15 protein-coding genes are annotated in these 21829 nt (G+C 64.8%); 5 read left to right on the forward strand and 10 right to left on the reverse strand.

Annotated elements, in window-relative coordinates; all coding sequences use genetic code 11:
• Nucleotides 1-20: 20 nt before the first annotated feature.
• The gene (locus tag I3J27_RS05165) at nt 21-1472 is read right to left on the reverse strand and encodes a glutamate synthase subunit beta (protein WP_270166001.1); all 1452 of its coding nucleotides are present in this window, start codon (nt 1470-1472) and stop codon (nt 21-23) included.
• Nucleotides 1473-1630: 158 nt separating this feature from the next.
• Nucleotides 1631-6364, reverse strand: a complete 4734-nt coding sequence (gene gltB / locus I3J27_RS05170; protein WP_270166002.1) for a glutamate synthase large subunit — start codon at nt 6362-6364, stop codon at nt 1631-1633.
• Nucleotides 6365-6855: 491 nt separating this feature from the next.
• Here gltB and I3J27_RS05175 point away from each other — a divergent pair, with 491 nt between their 5' ends.
• Nucleotides 6856-7647: a hypothetical protein gene (locus I3J27_RS05175; RefSeq protein ID WP_270166004.1), complete on the forward strand. Its 792-nt coding sequence runs from the start codon at nt 6856-6858 to the stop codon at nt 7645-7647.
• Between the two features lie 129 nt (nt 7648-7776).
• Here I3J27_RS05175 and I3J27_RS05180 read toward each other — a convergent pair whose 3' ends face one another.
• On the reverse strand, nt 7777-8547 hold the full coding sequence (locus tag I3J27_RS05180; RefSeq protein WP_270166007.1) for an alpha/beta fold hydrolase: 771 nt from the start codon (nt 8545-8547) through the stop codon (nt 7777-7779).
• Nucleotides 8548-8837: 290 nt separating this feature from the next.
• On the reverse strand, nt 8838-9299 hold the full coding sequence (locus I3J27_RS05185) for an Hsp20 family protein (RefSeq protein WP_270166009.1): 462 nt from the start codon (nt 9297-9299) through the stop codon (nt 8838-8840).
• Nucleotides 9300-9505: 206 nt separating this feature from the next.
• On the opposite strand from I3J27_RS05185, the gene I3J27_RS05190 reads away from it, so the two are divergent.
• Nucleotides 9506-10453: an alpha/beta fold hydrolase gene (locus I3J27_RS05190; protein ID WP_270166011.1), complete on the forward strand. Its 948-nt coding sequence runs from the start codon at nt 9506-9508 to the stop codon at nt 10451-10453.
• 195 nt (nt 10454-10648) lie between these two features.
• On the opposite strand, the gene I3J27_RS05195 is transcribed toward I3J27_RS05190, so the two are convergent.
• Together I3J27_RS05195 and I3J27_RS05200 are read right to left on the reverse strand one after the other, a co-directional pair.
• Entirely contained in the window at nt 10649-13456 is a 2808-nt protein-coding gene (locus I3J27_RS05195; protein WP_270166013.1) for a di-heme-cytochrome C peroxidase, read from the reverse strand.
• A 184-nt stretch (nt 13457-13640) separates the two neighbouring features.
• Complete coding sequence (locus tag I3J27_RS05200) at nt 13641-15437, reverse strand: adenylate/guanylate cyclase domain-containing protein (RefSeq protein WP_270166015.1); 1797 nt, start codon at nt 15435-15437, stop codon at nt 13641-13643.
• A gap of 236 nt (nt 15438-15673) precedes the next feature.
• Between I3J27_RS05200 and I3J27_RS05205 the strand changes: the two genes are divergently transcribed.
• The gene (locus I3J27_RS05205; RefSeq protein ID WP_270166017.1) at nt 15674-16306 is read left to right on the forward strand and encodes a LysE family translocator; all 633 of its coding nucleotides are present in this window, start codon (nt 15674-15676) and stop codon (nt 16304-16306) included.
• Nucleotides 16307-16372: 66 nt separating this feature from the next.
• Nucleotides 16373-16783, forward strand: a complete 411-nt coding sequence (locus I3J27_RS05210) for a GFA family protein (protein ID WP_270166019.1) — start codon at nt 16373-16375, stop codon at nt 16781-16783.
• Between the two features lie 5 nt (nt 16784-16788).
• Here the strand turns inward: I3J27_RS05210 and I3J27_RS05215 are convergent, their stop codons facing one another.
• Nucleotides 16789-17541, reverse strand: coding sequence for a sulfite exporter TauE/SafE family protein (locus tag I3J27_RS05215; RefSeq protein WP_270166021.1), 753 nt, complete (start codon nt 17539-17541; stop codon nt 16789-16791).
• Between the two features lie 149 nt (nt 17542-17690).
• Between I3J27_RS05215 and I3J27_RS05220 the strand changes: the two genes are divergently transcribed.
• The gene (locus I3J27_RS05220) at nt 17691-18581 is read left to right on the forward strand and encodes a LysR substrate-binding domain-containing protein (protein ID WP_270166023.1); all 891 of its coding nucleotides are present in this window, start codon (nt 17691-17693) and stop codon (nt 18579-18581) included.
• Nucleotides 18582-18588: 7 nt separating this feature from the next.
• Here I3J27_RS05220 and I3J27_RS05225 read toward each other — a convergent pair whose 3' ends face one another.
• The 3 genes from I3J27_RS05225 to I3J27_RS05235 all read right to left on the reverse strand — a co-directional run bounded on the left by I3J27_RS05225 (nt 18589) and on the right by I3J27_RS05235 (nt 21822).
• Complete coding sequence (locus I3J27_RS05225) at nt 18589-19554, reverse strand: Bug family tripartite tricarboxylate transporter substrate binding protein (protein WP_270166025.1); 966 nt, start codon at nt 19552-19554, stop codon at nt 18589-18591.
• Between the two features lie 73 nt (nt 19555-19627).
• Complete coding sequence (gene hisN / locus I3J27_RS05230) at nt 19628-20410, reverse strand: histidinol-phosphatase (protein WP_270166027.1); 783 nt, start codon at nt 20408-20410, stop codon at nt 19628-19630.
• 521 nt (nt 20411-20931) lie between these two features.
• On the reverse strand, nt 20932-21822 hold the full coding sequence (locus tag I3J27_RS05235) for an N-formylglutamate amidohydrolase (protein ID WP_270166029.1): 891 nt from the start codon (nt 21820-21822) through the stop codon (nt 20932-20934).
• Between the last annotated feature and the right edge of the window lie 7 nt (nt 21823-21829).

Genomic DNA, 21829 nt, shown 5'->3' on the forward strand with positions numbered 1-21829 from the left:
TCTAGCAGCGGAGCGAAAAGCTACCGCGGCAGATCCGTCTTCCCCATCAGGAACGTATCGATCGACCTTGCGCACAGCCGCCCCTCGCGGATCGCCCAGACCACCAGCGACTGGCCGCGGCGCATGTCGCCGGCGGTGAACACGTTCGGGCGCGAGGTCTGGTAATCGAGCGTGTTGGCCTTGACGTTGCCGCGGGGGTCGAGGTCGACCGAGAGCAGCTTGAGGAGGCCCTCGTGCACGGGGTGGACGAAACCCATGGCGAGCAGGACGAGCTCGGCGTCGAGCTCGAACTCGGTGCCGGCAATCGGCTTGAACTTGTCGTCGACGCGGACGCAGTGCAGCTTCTTGACCTGGCCGTTCTCGCCGGAAAATTTCTGCGTCAGCACGGCGAATTCGCGGACCGCGCCTTCGGCCTGGCTGGACGAGGTGCGCATCTTCAGCGGCCAGTTCGGCCACGTGAGGCCCTTGTTCTCGCGCTCGGGCGGGGCGGCCATGATCTCGAGCTGGGTCACGGACAGCGCGCCCTGGCGCAGCGAGGTGCCGATGCAGTCGGATCCGGTGTCGCCGCCGCCGATGACGACGACGTGCTTGCCGCCGGCCAGGATCTCCTGGACGCCGTTCAGCGGTTCGCTGGAGACGCGGCGGTTCTGCTGCGGCAGGAAGTCCATGGCGTAGTGGATGCCCTGGAGGTCGCGGCCGGGGATCGGCAGGTCGCGCGGGGCTTCCGCGCCGCCGGTCAGGGCGACTGCGTCATACTCATTCAGCATCTCGCGCGGATCGACATTGCCCTCGGCGCCGACATGGCTGTTGTAGTGGAAGGTGACGCCTTCGCCTTCCATCTGCTTGACGCGGCGGTCGATGACGCCCTTCTCCATCTTGAAGTCGGGGATGCCGTAGCGCAGCAGGCCGCCGGCCTTGGCGAACTTCTCGAACAGGTGCACGTCGTGGCCGGCGCGGGCGAGCTGCTGCGCGCAGGCCATGCCGGCCGGACCCGAGCCGATCACCGCGACCTTCTTGCCGGTCTTCACGGTCGCCACTTCCGGCTTCAGCCAGCCATTGTCCCAGGCGCGGTCGACGATCGCGCATTCGATGGTCTTGATGGTGACGGGGTTGTCGTCGATGTTGAGCGTGCAGGAGGCCTCGCACGGTGCCGGACAAATGCGGCCGGTGAACTCCGGGAAATTGTTGGTCGAGTGCAGATTGCGCGAGGCTTCTTCCCAATTGCCCTGATAGACGAGGTCGTTGAAGTCGGGGATCTGGTTGTTGACCGGGCAGCCGGGCGTGCCGGGCGCCACCGAGCCGGTGCCGTGGCAATAGGGAATGCCGCAATTCATGCAGCGCGCGGCCTGGTCGCGCGTTTCCTTCTCGGTCAAGGGAACGACGAACTCGCCAAAATGCTTCACGCGCTCGGCGACCGGAGTGTACTTGCGGTCATGCCGTTCGATTTCGAGAAAACCCGTGATCTTGCCCATTAAACCCGAAGTCCCTGCCGCTTAAATTCTTTGTTCTCTCACCCCTCATCCCGAGAAGCGGCGCGTCTTTCGCGCCGCGTCTCGAAGGATGAAGGCCCGGATGGCTGTCTCATGGTTCGAGACGGCGCTTCGCGCCTCCTCACCATGAGGCTTTTTCCCTACGCCCCGATCGCGATTTTCGGCTCGGCGTCCGCGTTGGCGGCCATTTCGCGCAGTGCGCGCCGGTACTCGACCGGCATCACCTTGCGGAATTTGGGCAGCCATCCCTTCCAATTGGCAAGGATGTCGGCGGCGCGCTTGGAGCCGGTCGCTTTGGCGTGGCGCGTGATCAGGACGTGCAGGCGCTCGACGTCGGAGTCGAGCAGGTCCTTGAACACGTCGACCCGGCCGTGCGCCTCGAGGTCACCGGAGTGGTGATAGGTGCCGGCGTTGATCAGCTCCTCCGACAGCACCGGCTCGAGCTCGACCATCGCCATGTTGCAGAGCTTGTCGAAGTCGCCGGCCTCGTCGAGCACATAGGCGATGCCGCCGGACATGCCGGCCGCGAAGTTGCGCCCGGTCTTGCCGAGCACGACCACGATGCCGCCGGTCATGTATTCGCAGCAATGATCGCCGGCGCCTTCGACCACGGCCACCGCGCCCGAATTGCGCACGGCAAAACGTTCGCCGGCGATACCGCGGAAGTAGCACTCGCCCTGAATGGCGCCGTACATCACGGTGTTGCCGACGATGATGGACTCTTCCGGCACGATGCCGCTGTTGGCCGGCGGCTTGACGATGATCTTGCCGCCCGAGAGGCCCTTGCCGACATAGTCGTTGCCTTCACCCTCGAGCTCGAAGGTGACGCCGTTCGCAAGCCACGCGCCAAAAGCCTGGCCCGCGGTGCCCTTGAGGCTGACGTGGATGGTGTCCTGCGGCAGGCCGGCATGGCCGTAGATCTTGGCGACCGCACCCGACAGCATCGCACCCGCAGAGCGGTTGGTGCTGTTGATGGTGGCCTCGATCTTCACCGGCGCACCGCGATCGAGCGCGGGCTGCGCCTTCTCGATCAGCGTACGGTCGAGCACCGCCTCCAGATGATGGTTCTGGCGCTCGGAGTGATAGATCTTTTGGCCCTTCTCTTCCTTCTGCTTGACGAACAGTTTCGAGAAGTCGAGCCCCTTGGCCTTCCAGTGCGCGACCAGCTTGGTCTGGTCGAGCAGCTGCACCTGGCCGATCATCTCGTTGAAGCTGCGGAACCCGAGGCTCGCCATGATCTCGCGGACTTCCTCCGCGACGAAGAAGAAGTAGTTGATGACGTGCTCGGGCTGGCCGGTGAAGCGCTTGCGCAGGACCGGATCCTGGGTGGCGACGCCGACCGGGCAGGTGTTGAGATGGCACTTGCGCATCATGATGCAGCCGGCCGCAATCAAGGGGGCGGTGGCGAAGCCGAATTCGTCGGCGCCCAGCAGCGCGCCGATCACGACGTCACGGCCGGTGCGGAAGCCGCCGTCGACCTGGACCACGATGCGGCTGCGCAGCCGCTCGCGCACCAGCGTCTGGTGGGTTTCGGCAAGTCCAATCTCCCACGGCGAGCCGGCGTGCTTGATCGAGGTCAGCGGCGAAGCGCCGGTGCCGCCCTCGAAGCCCGCGATGGTGACGTGGTCGGCGCGCGCCTTGGCGACGCCCGCGGCAACGGTGCCGACGCCGATCTCGGAGACGAGCTTGACCGAGACGTCGCCCGTCGGGTTGACGTTCTTGAGGTCGTAGATGAGCTGCGCCAGATCCTCGATCGAGTAGATGTCGTGGTGCGGCGGCGGCGAGATCAGGCCGACGCCCGGGGTCGAGTGCCGGACCTTGGCGATGGTGGCGTCGACCTTGTGGCCGGGCAACTGGCCGCCTTCGCCGGGCTTGGCACCCTGCGCCATCTTGATCTGCATCATGTCGGAGTTGACGAGATACTCCGTGGTGACGCCGAAGCGGCCCGAGGCAACCTGCTTGATCGCCGAGCGCATGGAATCGCCATTCGGCATCGGCTTGAAGCGGTCGGCTTCCTCGCCGCCTTCACCGGTGTTCGACTTGCCGCCGATCCGGTTCATGGCGATCGCGAGCGTGGTGTGCGCCTCGCGCGAGATCGAGCCGAAGCTCATCGCGCCGGTGGCGAAGCGCTTGACGATGTCCTTGGCCGGCTCGACCTGGTCGAGCGGCACGGGCTTGCGCTTCTCTTCGTCCGCGTTCTTGATCCGGAACAGGCCGCGCAGCGTCAGAAGCCGCTCCGACTGCTCGTTGAGGATCTTTGCGAAGGCGCGGTAGCGCTCCAGCGAATTGCCGCGGGCGGCATGCTGGAGCAGGCCAACCGACTCCGCCGTCCAGGCATGATCCTCGCCGCGGCTGCGATAGGCATATTCGCCGCCGACATCGAGCGAGGTCTTGTAGACCAGCGCCTCGCCGAACGCGTCGGCATGACGGCGCACGGCTTCTTCGGCGATCTCGCCGAGACCGACACCCTCGACGCGGGTGTGCGTGCCGGCGAAGAACTTGGCCACGAAGTCGGCCTTGAGACCGACCGCGTCGAAGATCTGCGCGCCGCAATAGGATTGGTAGGTCGAGATGCCCATCTTGGACATCACCTTCAGAAGGCCCTTGCCGATCGACTTGATGTAGCGCTTGACGATCTCGTAGTCGTCGAGCGAGCCGGGCAGGCGGTCCTTCATCGCGATGATGGTTTCGAACGCCAGATAAGGATTGATCGCTTCGGCGCCGTAGCCGGCCAGACAGGCGAAGTGATGCACTTCGCGCGGCTCGCCGGATTCGACGACGAGGCCGACCGAGGTGCGCAAGCCCGTGCGGATCAGATGGTGGTGCACGGCGGCGCAGGCCAGCAGCGACGGGATCGGAACCCGGTCGGTGCCGACCATGCGATCGGACAGGATGATGATGTTGACGCCCTCGCGCACCGCGCTTTCGGCGCGCGCGCAGAGCTCGTCCAGCACCTGGTCCATGCCCGCCGCGCCGAGACCGGCGTGGAAGGTGGTGTCGAGCGTGCGCGACTTGAAGTGCGACTCGGCGACGTCGGAGATCGAGCGGATCTTCTCGAGATCCGCGTCGGTCAGGATCGGCTGGCGCGCTTCGAGGCGCTTGGTGGTGGCCAGGCCTTGCAAGTCGAACAGGTTCGGCCGCGGCCCGATGATGGAGACGAGGCTCATCACCAGTTCCTCGCGAATCGGATCGATCGGCGGGTTGGTGACCTGCGCGAAATTCTGCTTGAAGTAGGTGAACAGCGGCTTGGCCTTGTCCGACAGCGCCGAGATCGGCGTGTCGTTGCCCATTGAGCCCGCGGCTTCCTCGCCGGTGGAGGCCATCGGCGTCATCAGGATGGAGATGTCTTCCTGGCTGTAGCCGAACGCCTGCTGGCGATCCAAAAGCGATAGGTTGGAGCGCACGCCGGTGGTTGCCACCTTCGGCAGCTCTTCCAGCACGATCTGGGTCCGCTCCAGCCACTCCTTGTAGGGATGGCTCTTGGCGAGCTCGGCCTTGATCTCGTCGTCCGGGATCAGGCGGCCCTGTTCGAGGTCGACCAGCAGCATCTTGCCGGGCTGCAGGCGCCACTTGGTGATGATCTGGTCCTCGGGGATCGTCAGCACGCCCATCTCGGACGCCATCACAATGCGGTCGTCCCTGGTCACGAGGTAGCGCGCCGGCCGCAGGCCGTTGCGGTCGAGCGTGGCGCCGATCTGGCGGCCGTCGGTGAAGGCGATCGCGGCGGGGCCGTCCCACGGCTCCATCAGCGCGGCGTGATATTCGTAGAAGGCGCGGCGCTTCTCATCCATCAAGGGATTACCGGCCCACGCCTCCGGAATCATCATCATGACGGCGTGCGGCAGCGAGTAGCCACCCTGCACCAGGAATTCGAGCGCGTTGTCGAAGCAGGCGGTGTCCGACTGGCCTTCGTAGGAGATCGGCCAGAGCCGGTTGATGTCCTTGCCGTAGAGTTCGGAGCTCACCGAGGCCTGGCGCGCCGCCATCCAGTTGGTGTTGCCGCGCAGCGTGTTGATCTCGCCGTTATGCGCGATCATGCGATAGGGATGCGCCAGCGACCACGCCGGGAATGTGTTGGTCGAGAAGCGCTGGTGAACGAGCGCCAGCGCGCTCTCGAAGTCCTTTTCGTGCAGGTCGGGATAGTACTTGCCGAGCTGGTCGGCGAGGAACATGCCCTTGTAGATCACGGTGCGGCAGGACATCGAGCAGGGGTAATAGCCCGCGAGCCCGCGGTCGCGGCGCTGGTAGATCGCCTGCGAGATCGACTTGCGCAGGATATAGAGCCGGCGCTCGAACTCGTCCTCGGTCTTGGCGGTGCCGTTGCGGCCGATGAACACCTGCATGCAGGCGGGCTCGGTCGGCTTCACGGTAACGCCGAGCGAGGAATTGTCGGTCGGCACGTCGCGCCAGCCGAGCAGGATCAGGCCCTCTTCCTTGATCTGGTCGGCGATGATGCTCTTGATGACGTTGCGCCAGGCGGTGTCGCGCGGCATGAACAGCGCGCCGATGGCGTATTCGCCGGGATTGGGCAGCGTGAAGCCGAGATCTTTCGCCTTGCGGCTGAAGAAGGCGTGCGGGATCTGCACCAGGATGCCGGCGCCGTCACCGGCGCGCGGGTCGGCGCCGACGGCGCCGCGATGCTCGAGGTTGCAGAGAATGCTGAGCGCGTCAGCGACGATCTCGTGCGACTTCTTGCCCTTGATGTTGGCGATGAAGCCGACGCCGCAGCTGTCCTTCTCCAGGCTCGGATCGTAGAGGCCAACGGCCGGTGGGCGCGAATTGTGTTCCTGAATCGGATCGGTCGTTTTCGAGGCGACCGTCGCCGACAGCTCTTCTGCCACGATGTTTGCGCGCTCGAATTGCGACCCGTTCATGTCCTCGTCCTCTCCATGCGGCAAGCTGCCTCACCGCTCTCTTCGGCGCACCTTGGGCGTTCCGCGGCACCCGCCTCTGGGTCACCGCTCGTCCGTTGCGAGCCGCATTTTCTTAAATTCAGGCCAAGGCGTTCTTCGTCCCCGAGAACGGCTTTGCCTGTTGCCTTCTTGGCGCTCGAGAGCACCGACTTTCGTTGCAATCCGTATGCCGGAACTGCAAGCAAAATTAAGACAGTCTTCCTGTCCTAAACATCACCTTGCCAAATTTTTGTCTATCACACAAGCGCGCGGAAGTCCCGATTCCCGATATGTCAATCAATCGCTTTCCGAAAGTTGCGCAGCCCCGGTTTTGAAGCAAACGCGCCCTGATCCGGCCCTGTGGACGCCGAAATCCCGAATGAAGCTTCGGATCAGCCCTTCGAAAGGCGCGCCACGCCGCAAGAAGCGAAAGAGCGCGAGGCATTCGGGGGCCTGACAGGAGCGTGTCGACCATGAAGTTTTTCACAGGATGTGTGGCTGCGGCCACGCTGGCGCTGGCTGCGACCGTAGCTCAAGCGCAAGTTCCGGCGAGCGGTATCGCCGGCGGGGCCATCGCCGTGTCGGATTTCGACGGCCCCTATGCGCCGCCGGACGCCGCACCGCCACCACCGCCGCGTTACGGCCAGGGCTATGGTTACGGCCACGGCTACGGTTATGGCTATGAGGAACGCGGTCCGGCGCCGATGCTGCCGTCCACCGAGGTCTACGCGGTGCTGCGTGAAAACGGCTTCTCGCCGCTCGGCATCCCGCGCCTGCGCGGCGGCGTCTACACCATCGCGGTGATCGACCGCCGCGGCGACGACGGCCGGCTGGTGATCGATGCCCGCGACGGACGAATCTTGCGCTTCGTGCCGAATGCGGATGCCTACGGCATGGCCCCGGATTTCGAGGCGCCTGCGGTTGCACCTTACCGCCCGCAAAGCGCGCTGCCGCCACCGACCATGGTCCGAAACGGCCCACCGCGCCCGCCTGCCCCGATCCCGCATGTCGCCAGCCGCACCGTGCCGCTGCCCAAGGCCGCGCCGCATCGTGGCGAGGCGCCGGTCGCCGCCGCCAAGCCGGCCGAGCCTGCGCCGCAGGCCCAGGCGGTACAGGCACCAGTGCCGCAGGCTCAGCCCACGCAGCAGACCGCCGCCGTGCAGGCCAAGCCCGCCGAAGCCGCCGCGGCAACCGTCGGTCAGGCCAAGCCGGCGCCGACCATCCTGCCGACGCAGGACATGCCGGCGGCCCAGGGGCTGGATTAGCGCGCTGATCGTTTGACGCGATAGCGTCCATCACGCCCTGCGTTGGCAGGGACGACATCGCGGAGAGAGTTGGACAAAACAAAAAGCGCCCGAAAATGTCGGGCGCTTTTGCGTGACGGCGACTGAACCTCAGCTGCGCGGATACCCCGCAGCTTCCAGGATCAAATTCGCGACCTCCTTCGGATGCGACACCAGCGAGAGGTGGCCGGCGTCGAGCTCGACCGTGGTGGCGTTCATGCGCTTGGCGAGGAAGCGTTCGAGATCGGGATTGATGGTGTAGTCGTTCTTCGACACGGCGTACCAGCTCGGCTTGGCGTGCCACGCCGCTTCCGTGGTACGGCCGGCGAAGATCGAGGCGGCCGTCGGCCATTGCACGGCGTAGAGCTCCTTGGCCTGCTCGGGCTTCACGCCATTTGCAAAGTACTTCAGGAAAGCGTCTTCCGACAGCTTGGTGTCGCCGTCGTGCTCGACGATGCCGGCGCGCACAGGGCCGGTCGGAAATTGCTTCGACAGCGCGACGAAATCCTCGTTCGCATCGGGCGCGCGTGCCGCGACATAGACGAGGCCGGTGACCTTCGGGTCGTTGCCGACCTGGCTGATCACGGTGCCGCCCCAGGAATGCGCGACCAGCACGGTCGGTCCGTCCTGCTCGGCCAGCGCACGCTTGGTCGCTTCGACGGAGTCCGCAAGCGACGACAGCGGATTCTGCACGGCGGTCACATGCAAGCCTGCGGCCTGGAGAATCGGAATCACCTCGGACCAGCTCGAGCCGTCGGCCCAGGCGCCGTGCACCAGCACGACGTTCTTCGCTTTCACCATCTGCGGTGTCTGCGCGTGGGCGAGGCTGAGGGGGGCCGCCAGCAGGCTCGCGGCGACGAAAAGGCTGCGCCAAAGTGTCATGATTGTTCTCCGTCTCATCTTGTGTTCGACATCCAAAGGACGGTGCGCGGGGCGACGGCGTTACGCTGGTCACTGATCTGTGACGAGCGTCCTGATGGGCACGCACGAGGCGCACAGGGGAGCTTACGCAATGCCGGGGCAACGTAGAACGATAGGGCCAAGCTGTATTTCCAGTTCAACCGAAAACCAGCCGATGACTCGCCGCTTTTCACGAGCCAACGATTGAACACGCAAAAAAAACGCCCCGGGGCACCGGGGCGTTTTCTCAAACCTGGAAGTGGCGTGCGTGCTTAGGCGGCGACAGAGCTCTCGATCACCTGCGCCTTCGGCGCGCTGGTGTTGATCGCGATCTGGCGCGGCTTCTTCGCCTCGGGAATCTCGCGGACGAGGTCGACGTGAAGCAGACCGTTCTCGAGCGAGGCGTCCTTCACCTGCACGAAGTCGGCAAGCTGGAAGGCGCGCTCGAAGGCACGCGCGGCGATGCCGCGATAGAGCACTTCGGACTTCGAGTTCTCGTTGGCGACTTTCTCGCCCTTGATCGTCAGCGTGTTTTCCTTCGCGACGATGGAGAGCTCGTCCTTGGCAAAGCCCGAGACCGCAACGGTGATGCGGTAGTCGTTCTCGCCGGTGCGCTCGATGTTGTAGGGGGGATAACCGGGGCTGCCGTCCGAACCGGCCTGGTCGAGCAGGTTGAAGAGGCGGTCGAAGCCGACGGTGGAACGATAGAAGGGGGTCAGGTCGTAGGTACGCATGGTCAAGTCCTCCATTGAGCGACTGTTGGTAACCCGCCCGCCAATCGGGCCGGGCTTTAGTCTGTGTGCAGCCTGATGTTCCGGTTCCGAAACACTGGTAGCGGCCTGCACGAAAATGATATGGGTGGGACGAGACGGCGTTCAAGAGGGCGGCATTTGCGCCTTTTCGGCGCTTTTAGCCCCTTGATTTGCAGTCCTTCCCGCCCATGACGCTGGTCTCGATTCCGTCCAATCCCGTTCCCGAAGACGTCGTCAGCGGCACCATCAAGACCCCCGATGGCGCCGAGCTTCGCTTTGCACGCTGGGCGCCGCCGGCGAACCGCAAGGGCACGGTCTGCGTCTTCACCGGGCGCAGCGAGCAGATCGAGAAATATTTCGAGACCGTGCGCGATTTGCGCGACCGCGGCTTCGCGGTGGCGATGATCGACTGGCGTGGGCAGGGCCACTCCTCGCGCCGCCTGCGCGATCCGCGCAAGGGCTATGTCCGCGACTTCTCCGATTTCGAGATCGACGTCGAGACCTTCGTGCAGCAGGTGGTGCTGCCGGATTGCCCACCGCCGTTCTTCGCGCTCGCGCACTCCATGGGCGGCACCGTGATGCTGCGCATCGCGCATGCGGGCAAGCGCTGGTTCGACCGCATGGTGCTGTCGGCGCCGATGATCGACCTGCCCGGCCGCACCACCTCGTTCCCGGCGCGGGCGCTTCTGAAGACGATGCGCTGGATGGGGATGGGCGGCCGCTATGTTCCCGGCGGCGGCGACCGCATCACCGGTCTCGAGCCCTTCATCAACAATCCCCTCACCAGCGATCCCGTGCGCTATGCGCGCAATGCCGCGATCCTGGAGGAGGACCCGACGCTGGGGCTCGCATCACCGACGGTGGCCTGGGCCGACAGCGCCTTCCGCGCGATGAACACTTTCAAGGGCAAAAATTATCCTTCCGAGATCCGCCAGCCGATCCTGATGCTGGCGGCCTCCAACGATGCCGTGGTCTCGACCGCGGCGATCGAGGAGTTCGCCTATCATTTGCGTGCCGGCTCCCATCTCGTGATCGCCGGCGCCAAGCACGAGATCCTCCAGGAGCAGGACCGTTACCGCTCCCAGTTCTGGGCCGCCTTCGACGCCTTCGTGCCGGGCACGCCGCTGTTCAAGTGAGGGGAAGTCTCCGCGAGAGCGGTGAGAATTGGACGCGTGGAGCCTCCCCATTCTCCGTCATTGCGAGGAGCGCTTGCGACGAAGCAATCCAGACTATCTCCGCGGGGACAGTCTGGATTGCTTCGCTGCGCTCGCAATGACGGTGTGGATGCAGTCCGACCTCTCCCCGCAAGCGGGGAGAGGTAAGAAAGCAGCTCACAGCGTCTTCAGATACTCGATCAAATCGTAGCGCTCCTGCTCTTGGAGCACGCGGCCGATGGTGCCGTCCTTGCCGGGGCCTGGCGTGCCATCGAACGAGTGGCCGGCATTGCTGTTGCCGAACAGCTCGGTGCCGTCAGACGCGCGCGTCGAGAAGCGCGACTGCCCGGTCTTGCAGCTCTCGCCGTCGACGACCGCGAAGCCAACCTGCTTCGGATCGTAGTCGCGACCGCCACCCATGCAGAATGATTTGGGGCGATCGGCCGCGGGCCTCAGCATCCAGTAGAGCGAGGGCACCGATCCGTTGTGGAGGTAAGGCGCGGTGGCCCAGACGCCGTTGAGCGGGCGCGCGCGATACCAGGGCCCCGGCTCCGTCTTGTCGGGCGGTTGCGGACCGGGATTGGGGCAGTTCTGGCGCTTACCCCACCAGGCCTGCTGAACCTTCGGGGGGATCTTGGCATCGTCCATTGCCTTGCGGCTGACGATGTCGACGAGCACCATCAGGCCGAGCGAGTACGGCATGTCGGTCGAAGAAATATCCGGCAGATTGCAGGTCCACCAGGCATTGAGATTTTGCGTGGGATCGAGCTTGAGAAAGCCCGGCACCTGAACCGTCCGCGTCGCCAGCACACCGGCCTGGGCGGGGTCGGTCCCCATGCCTTTGACGCTTTTCTGGACCTCATTCAAAAATTTGTCGTCGCCGATGGCCTCCCACCGTGACGAGGACCAGATGCTCTGGTCGGGAAATTCGGTGTCGAACTTGGGATCGTTGACCGGCCCGAGATGGCATTCGGCGCAGATCTCCGCATAGAGCTTGCGGCCGCGTTTGACGCGGTCGTCATCGATCTTCCAGGCATTATCGCCGAAGACGTCCGACGGCCATTTCGGCGATGTCAGTCCGGAGAGCTGCTTTTTCGGATAGGGCGCCGAGCCCTTCAGCAGATCCTCGATCCAGTTCAGATTCTTGATGTCCATCGACGAGCGGAACAGCGTGTCCTTGGGTGTATTGTCGGACAGATTGAGCAGCGCGGTCACGCCCAGCGCTTCGCCGGCGTTGCGGATCAGCGGTTGTTCGATGGACGCGTCATATTGCGCGAATTTGAGCCAGGGCACGGTCCAGATCGGCGGGAAGCTGACTGGCGCGTCCTTGGCATGCAGGTTCTTCTCGAAGCCGCTGAGGCCACTGAGCGCCATGTCCTGGGAGAAAACCTGGTTGCCGATGCGGTTGAGCGCGTCGAGGCGGCCATAACCTTCCTCGGTGTCCTGCTGCTTTTCTTCCTGCTTCGTTTTCGGGTTGAGCCTCGTCTTGCCGTCGATGGTTTTCGCGTAGGTCTTCTCCCAGTCGACCAGGAACGTTTCGATCGCACGCAGCTTCTGCTTCAGCGCATCGCGATCCGCATCGCTGGCGGAGGCGCCGAGCACGCGGTCGGCAAAGCGCGTGAAGCGGCCCGGCACGAGCAGCGTGTAGGCGATCGACAGGCCGGTCGTGACCTCGAGCTTCCTGAGGTCGGTCATTGCCGGTCCGCCGTCGAAGCGGATGTCGATGCCCTTGTAGTGGATCTGGCCGGTGTGGCAGGCGGCGCAGGTCAGGCCGATCCGGTCCTCGCCGATCTGGCCGGTCGCGGGATCGGGCACGCCGGTCATGCGGGCAAAGCCGACGGGCAGGCCGTCGACGTTTTCAGCCTGGGCGCCCCAGTTGACCGGCGGATCCCAAAGCCGCGCCGGCACCGGCTTGGTCTTGTCGTAGACGTTGGCATAGCCGAACCGGCGCAGCGTGGCGTCGTCGGTGTTGATCGTCTGCGGGCTCGGAATGAAGCCGAAGCGCTGCAGATGGTCGCTGTCATGCAGCATCCCGGGCTTGGCGAAGAAATGAAGCCGTGGCTGCTCGAGTGCCATGAACCAGTTGTAGGGCACCGGGAAGGTCGCGGTGCCCTGGCTGGCGTGATGAAACCAGTGCCGGTCCTCCAGCGCCCAGTTTTGCTCGAGCCAGTACGCAGCCCGGGGTTCGACGTGCTTGGGCAATGGCGGCGCCACCAGGTCGCCGAGGATGCCGGGCAGCATCGGCTGGAATTGATCGGGAAAGCGCAGCGCCACGACGCCAAAGACGAGGAGCGCGGCGACGAGGCCGCCGGCCGCGCGCAAGATCAGCGAGGGCGGGGTGACCGGCTGGCTGACGACCCGCTGGGTGATCCTATCGGGGAATTTGCGCTCGTTGAACAATGTCCTGACCTCGGCCACGCTGAGATAGCGGTCGTCACCCTGACCCTTGCCGATGATCTTGAGCAGGATTGGCCACTCGAACTTCATCAGGATCCGGTAGTACCAGCGCGACTGATTGCCGGCGCGCTTGAGATTGTCGTCCATGAAGGTCTGGATTTGCGAGGCGTTGAGCCCGGTTTCGGTGCCGCCATCGGGATCGGCATAGGTGCTGCCGAAACTGGCGAGCCGCGCGATCTCGTCCTCGTTGACGCGCCCGTCGACGCCGAGGATGCGCGAGCCGGCACCGAGCTTGTCGAGCGGGCCGCCGCGCAGCCTGTTGAGCTGCGCGCCCCAGAAGATGCTTTGCAGGATGTGACAGGCGCCGTTGGCGATGAGTGCAACACCGCGGACCTGGATGCGGGCCGAGGTCTTCTTCAGCCCGGTCTCGCCGCTCGCATTCGCGATGGTTTGCGACAGCGTCCGGAGCGGGACGGTGCCGCCGTCGACGAAACCTTCGCCGACTAGGCCGCGTAGGAAGGGGCAGGGATTATCTGGCGAGACCTGGATCGAGGGATCGAAGGGGGGCTTCGAGGCGGGGTCGTTCATGGCCCAAAATCCTGAAAACGGCGAATCGTGAAATGCGCGCCGATCAAGCGCGAAAAAGTCCTAACAAACCGGCAGCAGCTTATACTACTTCAGCGTGTAGCGAAGTGTGGCGGAATTCACTGTCGTGTCAATAAGAGCCGGCGCGAGGTCGCCAAAGGACTGTTGAGAGAACGCTGCCCGGATGTCAGGACTCGGCGGCGCGTTTGACGTCGCTCTGGACCAGGGTCAGCTTGCCGAGCGGCACACCCGCATTCAGGAGCCCCTCGCGGTAATGGGCGAGGTCCTCGGGCCGCTTCCAGTGGAAATTGCGCAAGTGACGATCGACATTCAGGGTCGGGTAGTGGCCCATGAGCACGGCGGTGGCCTCGGTCGCCTCATCGTCCCGGCGCAACTGTGCCAGCGCCGCGGCGCGGATCGCCAGCGCCTGCATGTGGTTCGGGTTGATGTAGAGCTGCTCGCGGGCCCAGGACAGCGTCGCGTCGTATTGCCTCAGCAGATAATGGCTGAAGGCGTTCAGCGCGGCCCATTGGTAGCGCGGGTCGCTGTTGTCGCGCTGCGCGGCCATCGAGAACAGCTCGATCGCCTCGCGGTGCTCGCCGATGACGAAATGGCAGATGCCGAGCACGCCGCGCGCGCCATTGTCGTAGGGGTTGAGGGCAACCGCGCGCTTGGCGGCGTCCATCGCGGCCTCGTAATGCCCCTCCATGGCGTGGGCCCAGGACAGGATCGAGAATGCGAAGGAGGAGCGCGGGTCGAGCCGGACGCTGGTCTCGGCGAGGTTCATCGCCTCGGCCCACATCTCGCGCGTGCCTTTGACCCAGCCGAACTGAATGCTCTGGATCTGGATCGTGGCGAGATAGGCGTGGGCGATCGACAGTTTGGAATCGACCGCGATGGCCTCCCGGAACAGGTCGACGGCGGTGGCCAGGTCCTCTTTGGTCTGCCGGTAGTAGTGTGACAGCCCCTTGAGGAAGCGGTCCCAGGCGGTCACGTCGGTCGAGAGCCGCGCCGGCGCCGAGGCCTCCGCCCTGACGATCTCGGTGGCGATGGCCGCGGACAGGTTGGTGGTGATCTCATCCTGCATCGCGAACAGGTCGCCGATGTCGCGGTCGTAGCGGCCGGTCCAGAGCTGCTCGCCGGTCTCCGGCGCGATCAGCTCGGCGGTGACGCGGATCTTGGCGCCGGCGCGCCGCACCGAGCCCTGGATCAGATAGGTGGCGTCGATCTCGCGCGCGATCAGGCGCGTGCTCGTGTTCTTGCCCTTGAAGGCGAAGGTCGAGTTGCGGCTCAGCACGCGATAGAAGGATTGCAGCGACAGCGCGTGGATCAAATCCTCGGTGAGGCCGTCGGAGAAATATTCGTCCTGGGCGTCGCTGAGATTGGCGAAGGGCAGCACGCCGACGATCGCGGTGCGGTACTGCTGCGAGAGAGCGGAGGCCTCCCGGAGCTCGGGGGCCAGCGCCGGCGCGCCCTCGGGCGTCCAGGTCCAGACCCCGACGGCATCCCTGATGTTCTTGAAGCGATGGTTGCCGGCATCGGTCAGCGGCACGGTGAGATGCTTGCTCGCCTCCCGATGGGCCTTGGCCGAGATCGCGAAGCCTCCGGGGCTCGCCACGGCTTCGAGGCGGACGGCGATGTTGACATCGTCACCGAAGACCTCGTCCTCGTCGGCGATGACGTCGCCCATGTGGATGCCGAGGCGGAACTGCATGGCCCGGTCGGCAGGCAGATGGTGATTGCGCTCCGCCATCAGCGTCTGCATCGCGATCGCCGCCTCGGTGGCGCCGACGATCGAGGGGAACTCGAGCAGGAAGCCGTCGCCGGTGTTTTTGACGACGCGGCCGCCATGGTTGAGGATGATAGGGTGGATCGCGCTGCGATGGGCCTTGAAGGCGGCATGGGTGCCGGCCTCGTCACTGCCCATCATGCGCGAATAGCCGGCGACATCGGCGCAGACGATGGCGGCCAGACGTCTTTCCATAATCCGGGGCTCCAAGAGACTTGGAAGGGATCGACGACCGGCCACGGCGTGGCAGCCGCCTCGAATCCCGCATTTCGAGAACCCTGCCTTTATAGAGCAGATGCAGCCGGGCGATAGTATGATCCGCATTGCAAATTCGCGGTAAATCCCACGCAATCCCGGCGGTGGACGAGGGCGGGTGAACCGACTAAGCCCACCCCTTGAGACCGACGGTCGGACGGCGGGGCACCTCACACATGCTGGGCATTCACGAAATCTGGCTCTTCATCCTGTCGGGCGTGCTGCTCAACATCACACCGGGGCCCGATACGGTCTATGTGATCGGCCGCAGCATGCAGATGGGCTGGCGCGGCGGCGCTGCTGCCGCCTTGGGCATCAGTTGCGGCTGCTTTTTCCACGTTGCGGGCGCCGCGATCGGCCTTTCGGCCCTGCTGATGGCCTCGTCGACCGCGTTCTCGATCCTGAAGCTGGTCGGTGCGGCCTATCTGGTCGTAACAGGCCTTCAGATGCTGTGGTCACGTCCGGTGCTGGCCTCGGCCATCGGCGAGCCGGTGCGGAGCTCGCTGCGGCGGGTCTTCCTCCAGGGCGTCTTCACCAACGCGCTCAATCCCAAGGTCGCGCTGTTCTTCCTGGCGTTCCTGCCGCAATTCGTCGCAGCCGATTCGGCGCACAAGCCGATCGCTTTCCTGACCCTCGGCCTGATCTTCATCTGCACGGGCACGCTGTGGTGCCTGGTGCTGGCGGCGTTCGCGGCAAAGGCCGCGCATCGCTTGCGGACCTCTGAGGGCGCGATCGCCTGGGTCAACCGCGCGCTCGGCGGCCTCTTCATCTATCTCGGCATCCGCGTCGCCATGCTGGAGACGCGGTAGCTCGTTCGAACGAATGAGGGGAGCAGAGCGCGGCTCGCCCGATCCCGGCCGCGTGGGGAGGGTTTGATGATTCGTGGAAGCTGTCTGTGCGGCGCCGTGCGTTTCGAGATCGATCGGGTGCGCGCTCTCACGCATTGTCATTGCGGCAATTGCCGCAAGCTGTCCGGTACGGCATTCGCCACCTATGCCCATGTCGATGCCGACAAATTTCGCTTCGTTGCGGGCGAGGACATGACGATGGCTTACGAATCCGCGCCGGGGAGTTTCCGCTATCGGTGCAGGACCTGCGGCTGCCTAACCCCGGGCAAGGCGAGCTATCTGCCGACCGTCAGCATTCCCGCAGGCCTCCTCGATGACGATCCGCAAGCGAGGCCCCGCCTGCACGTCTTCACCTCGTCGCGTGCGCCGTGGTGGACGATCCAGGACGATCTGCCCCAGCATGAAAAATGGGTGCCGGGCTACGGGCCGAAGACATAGGCCTCTCAGGTGAACTCTGTCAGCAATGCGCTGCCGGCCAGATAAAGGCCGAGCAGGATCATCGCGATCAGGAACCAGCGGCGAAATGCTTCGGCCGGCATCCGTGCCCGCACCGACTGGCCGATGAACATGCCGGCAAAGGCCATGGCCATGCCCACGGCGCCCGGCACGGCATTGGCCGGTGTCAGCAATCCGCCGGCCGTCAGGTTGAAGGCGAGCGCCAGCGTCGCCGTCGTGAAGAAGACGCCGAGCGCCTGCACCAGCTCGTCCTTCTCCATGCCGATCGCCTGCATGAACGGCATCGAGGGGATCACCTGCACGCCGGTCGAGGCCGAGATGATGCCGGTGATCACGCCGACGACGCCGCCGACCCATTTTTCGTTCTGTGCCGCGACGTGGAACTTGAATTTGTTCAGGCCGATCACGGCGTAGATGACGAGCAGGGCGCCGAGCACGATCGTGCCGTAGCGCGCATGCGGGCCGGTCAGCGCGCCGGCATTGATCCAGCATCCGATCACGGTGCCGATCATCAGCGGCCAAAGCCGCCTCAGGATGTCGCGCAAGTAAGGGCCGACGAAGGTCTGCCAGATATTGGTGACGATGGCGGGCACGATCACGATGGCGATCGCGCGGCTCGGTGCCATGCTCACCGCGAGCAGGCCCATGGACACGGTCGGCAGGCCGAGCCCGACCACGCCCTTGACGAATCCGGCGATCAGGAAGACGGCGGCGATGAGGATGAGGAGCGGGTCGATCATATCTGCACATTGACCGAAGCCGCACGCGGGCACAATCTGAAGGTTACGGAGACAGCCTTCGTTCAGGCCGAAGGCTAGAGCATGATCCGGAAAAGTGGGCAGCGGTTTTCCGACTAGATCATGCTCCAACAATAAGAAGGAGACCTGCGATGCGCTTCGACCTCGTCGACCTCCAGCTCTTCATCGCGGTCGCCGACCAGCGCAGCATCACCCGCGGGGCGGAGCGGTCTCATCTCGCGCTGGCCTCGGCCAGCGCACGGATCAAGGGGCTCGAGGATGCGCTCGGCGTCGCCCTGCTCAAGCGCGGGCGCCGCGGTGTCGAGTTGACGGCGGCGGGCGAGAGCCTGCTCGATCATGCGCGCCTCGTCATCCACCAGATCGACGCCATGCGCGGCGATCTCGCCGGCTTTGCCAGCGGCGTACGCGCCAGCGTGCACTTTCTCGCCAACACCTCCGGGCTCTCGGAGCATCTGCCGAAGGCGCTGGCCGGCTTCCTGCGCGAGCATCGCGACGTCGCCATCGACATCGAGGAGCGCGAGAGCACCGACATCGCGGCCGCGATCACCGCGGGTGCCGCCGATCTCGGCTTCGCCGCCGAGCACGCGCTCCCTGATCATATCGAGCGTTTCGTGTTCAGCGAGGATCGCCTGACGCTGGTGACGTCGAAGCGCGGCCCGCTGGCCGGCCGCCGCCAGATCGATTTCCAGGAGGCGGGGACTTGCGAGTTCGTCGGGCTGACCAGCGCCACCGCGCTGCAGATGCACATCTCGAAGCACGCCGCGCGGCTTGGCATGCGCCCGCATTTTCGCGCGCGCCTGCGCGATTTCGACGCGATCTGCCAGATGGTCGCCGCCGATGTCGGCGTTGCACTCGTGCCCGAATCCGCCGCCCGCCGCTGCGCCAGGCTGATGCCGCTCGCGATGGTCCGCCTGCGCGATGCCTGGGCCAACCGCAAGCTCGTGATCTGCGCGCGGAGCTTCAAGGCACTGCCGCGGCCGGCGAAGATGCTGGTGGAGCATTTAAGGGCGGCGGCGGTGTGAGGGCAGACTATCTCGCCGTCTCCACCCCGGCGTCCTTGATCACCTTCGCCCACTTCTTCGTCTCATCGGCGATGAATGCGCGAAAATGCTCCGGCTCGTCGCCGATCAGCGTCGCGCCTTGCTGGCTAAGCTTTTCCTTCACCGCGGGATCCGCCATGGCCTTGGTCGCGAGGGCATGCAGCGCGGCGACGATCTCCTTCGGTGTGCCCTTGGGCGCGACCATGCCGTACCAGTTCTCGACGCGCAGATCGGGAAAACCCGCTTCTGAAAGAGTCGGCACCTCAGGCGCGGTCGGTGCGCGCTCGGCGGAACCGATCGCGATCGGCCGCAGCGCGCCGGCCTTGACCTGCGGCAGCAGCACGGGGAGATCGAGGAACGTCATCTGCACCTGCTGGCCCAACAGATCATTCACCGCGGGCGCGGCGCCGCGATAGGGCACGTGCACGATGTCGATCTTCGCCGTCAGCTTGAACAGCGCGCCGGCGAGATGCGGCAGGCTGCCGGGGCCGGAGGAGGCGAAGTTGAGCTTTCCGGGCTGCGCCTTGGCCAGCGCAATCAGCTCACTGATGTTTTTCGCCTCCACATTGGTGGCGACGACGAGCATTTCCGGCACGGTCGCAACCAGCGTCACCGGCGTGAGGTCGCTCGCCGTGTCGTAGGCGACCCTCTCCATGCTCGGACTGATCGCGAGCGCGCCGGCTGAGGAGATCGCGATGGTATAGCCGTCGGGCGCGGCCTTCGAGACCGCGTCGGTGCCGAGCACGCCGCCCTGGCCGCCGCGATTGTCGATCAGCACCGGCTGGCCCGACAGTTCCGACATGCGCTGGCCGATCACCCGGGCGATGATGTCGTTGGGGCCGCCGGCCGGGAACGGCACGATCAGCTTGATCGGCTTGGCTGGAAAATTCTGCGCGGATGCGAGCGTCGGCAGCAGAAGCAGGATGGCGAGGAGGAGCGTGTGTCGGGTTTTCATACAGGCCCTCGAAGCATGATCCGGAAAAGTGTGCAGCGGTTTTCCGACAAGATCATGCGCAAACGAAAAAGGCTTATCCGTTGAGCAGTTTCATTGCTTCTTCGTGAACGCGTGCGTCGCCGGCCGCGATGATGCGGCCGCCGCCCTGGGCAGGTTTGCCTTCCCAGGTGGTGACGACGCCGCCGGCGCCGGTCACGATCGGGATCAGGGCCGCGATGTCGTAAGGCTTCAGCTCGGTCTCGACCACGAGATCGACATGGCCGGCGGCCAGCATGCAATAGGAGTAGCAGTCGCCGCCATAGCGCGACAGCCGCGCGCCCTGCTCGATGCGGCCGAAGATGGCGCGGTCGCGCTCGTTCATCAGCAGCGGGCTGGTGGTGTAGGTCGTCGCCTCCGCAAGCGAGGCGCAGCGGCGGACCTGGAGCCGGCGCTCACTGGTCGGACCTTTGTAATTCGCCGAGCCGTTGTCGCCTGAAAAGCGCTCGCCGATGAAAGGCTGGTGCATCATGCCGAACACCGGCGCGCCCTTGTGCAGCAGCGCGATCAGCGTGCCCCAGATCGGAAAGCCCCCGATGAACGACTTTGTGCCGTCGATGGGGTCGAGCACCCAGACATAGTCCGAGTCCTCGCGCTCATTGCCGAATTCCTCGCCGACGATGCCGTGCTGGGGGAAGCTGGCCTTGATCAGCCGCCGCATCACCGCCTCCGCGGCGCGGTCGGCCTCGGTCACGGGGTCGAAATCCTTGGTCTTGCTCTTGTCGTCGACCGACAGCGAGGTGCGGAAGAACGGCAGGATGGTTTCGCCGGACGCGGTGGCGAGCCGTCCGATGAAGGCGGAGAAGTCGATCACCGTCACGGCGGAATCCTCGAAACGAAAGTCGGGTGAAGCTCGCTCCTGCCTAGCCCAATTCGCCCCTCGCGTGCAGCGCTGACTTGATTTGCTCCCTGGTATTTTGAATGCAGGGAACAGCTGCCTCAACTCAGTCATCCCCTGGCCAAATATCGATCACAGACTTGAAAACTTAGTTCCGAACATGCCTTGTTCGTATGCAAATGACTATCAACCCATTGAATTTCCTTATCAAAGAAACTGAATCTGGGTTTCTCTGGAAGCAACTGAGCCATGTGCATATTGCATGGGAAACGGCTCAAAAGCTCTTGCACTTTGTGCGTCGCGGTCGCATATTGTTGCGGTGCGGTAGCGCTCTGCGCTATCGCTGCCCTCCTTGGGCGTTTCCTCCCTAGACTTGGGCCGCTTCTTCATCAGAAGCGGCCCTTTTTTCTTTTCATCTCAATCTTCGTTCAACGCGCGCAAAGATGCGAAGCGAAAGCGCGCTCGCGCTCGTCGCAGGCAACACGATCGTACGAAGAAAAAACTTATTCCGCCGCGGCCTGGAACGGGCCGAGATCGCCGAACGGGATCGTGGTCGCCAACACGTCGGCGAGCACGCCGAAATCGCTCGCGACTTGCGCAAAGCGCGGACTGCGCTCGCGCCGCCGCTCGTCCATGTAGATCGCGCGGTTGAGCTCGAGCTGCACGGCGTGCAGCCCGCTCGCCGGATTGCCGTAATGCTCGGTGATGAAGCCGCCGGCATAGGGCTTGTTGCGGCCGATCGAATAGCCGAGTCCCGTCATGGTCTCCTCGACCCGGTCCGGAAGCAGCGGCGTGCAGCTCGTGCCGTAACGGTCGCCGATGACGACGTCGGGCCGGCGCGGCTCGTCTCTGCTGACGCCGACCGAGGGCATCGAGTGGCAGTCGACCAGCACCACGGTGCCGAACATCTGGTGCACCTTGTTGATCAGCCGGCGCAGCGCGCGATGATACGGCTTGTAGAGCGTCTCGATCCGCGCCAGCGCGTCATCGACCAGGATGCGGTCGCGGTAGATCTCCTGGCCGTCACCGACCACGCGCGGAATGGTGCCGAGGCCGCCGGCGACCCGCATCGAGCGGGTATTGGCAAAGCTCGGCAGCCGCCCGGTGAACATCCGCGGGTCGAGCTCATAGGGCTCGCGATTGACGTCGACATAGGAGCGGGGAAAGTTGACCCGCACGGTCGGAAAGCCGCGCTCGCTGAGATGGCCGATCAGCTCGTCCATGAAGGAATCTTCGGACCGCCGCAGCGTCGGCAGGTCGATCCGCGATGCCGCGAGGAATTCGTCCGGATAGGTCGAGCCGGAATGAGGCGAGTTGAAGATGACAGGCGCGCGCCAGTGCGCAGGCTCCACGATCTCGAAGGCTGGCGACATGTCGCCGTCAAACCGGGTCATCTTTTCA

Origin of the sequence: Bradyrhizobium xenonodulans, assembly GCF_027594865.1 — a bacterium.
Taxonomy (GTDB): Bacteria; Pseudomonadota; Alphaproteobacteria; order Rhizobiales; family Xanthobacteraceae; genus Bradyrhizobium; species Bradyrhizobium xenonodulans.

What these genes read in the sequence shown, in the direction of transcription:
- I3J27_RS05165 (WP_270166001.1), bottom strand. Translation starts at nt 1,472, where the DNA reads ATGGGCAAGATCACGGGTTTTCTCGAAATCGAACGGCATGACCGCAAG.
- gltB (WP_270166002.1), bottom strand. Translation starts at nt 6,364, where the DNA reads ATGAACGGGTCGCAATTCGAGCGCGCAAACATCGTGGCAGAAGAGCTG.
- I3J27_RS05175 (WP_270166004.1), top strand. Translation starts at nt 6,856, where the DNA reads ATGAAGTTTTTCACAGGATGTGTGGCTGCGGCCACGCTGGCGCTGGCT.
- I3J27_RS05180 (WP_270166007.1), bottom strand. Translation starts at nt 8,547, where the DNA reads ATGACACTTTGGCGCAGCCTTTTCGTCGCCGCGAGCCTGCTGGCGGCC.
- I3J27_RS05185 (WP_270166009.1), bottom strand. Translation starts at nt 9,299, where the DNA reads ATGCGTACCTACGACCTGACCCCCTTCTATCGTTCCACCGTCGGCTTC.
- I3J27_RS05190 (WP_270166011.1), top strand. Translation starts at nt 9,506, where the DNA reads ATGACGCTGGTCTCGATTCCGTCCAATCCCGTTCCCGAAGACGTCGTC.
- I3J27_RS05195 (WP_270166013.1), bottom strand. Translation starts at nt 13,456, where the DNA reads ATGAACGACCCCGCCTCGAAGCCCCCCTTCGATCCCTCGATCCAGGTC.
- I3J27_RS05200 (WP_270166015.1), bottom strand. Translation starts at nt 15,437, where the DNA reads ATGGAAAGACGTCTGGCCGCCATCGTCTGCGCCGATGTCGCCGGCTAT.
- I3J27_RS05205 (WP_270166017.1), top strand. Translation starts at nt 15,674, where the DNA reads ATGCTGGGCATTCACGAAATCTGGCTCTTCATCCTGTCGGGCGTGCTG.
- I3J27_RS05210 (WP_270166019.1), top strand. Translation starts at nt 16,373, where the DNA reads ATGATTCGTGGAAGCTGTCTGTGCGGCGCCGTGCGTTTCGAGATCGAT.
- I3J27_RS05215 (WP_270166021.1), bottom strand. Translation starts at nt 17,541, where the DNA reads ATGATCGACCCGCTCCTCATCCTCATCGCCGCCGTCTTCCTGATCGCC.
- I3J27_RS05220 (WP_270166023.1), top strand. Translation starts at nt 17,691, where the DNA reads ATGCGCTTCGACCTCGTCGACCTCCAGCTCTTCATCGCGGTCGCCGAC.
- I3J27_RS05225 (WP_270166025.1), bottom strand. Translation starts at nt 19,554, where the DNA reads ATGAAAACCCGACACACGCTCCTCCTCGCCATCCTGCTTCTGCTGCCG.
- I3J27_RS05235 (WP_270166029.1), bottom strand. Translation starts at nt 21,822, where the DNA reads ATGACCCGGTTTGACGGCGACATGTCGCCAGCCTTCGAGATCGTGGAG.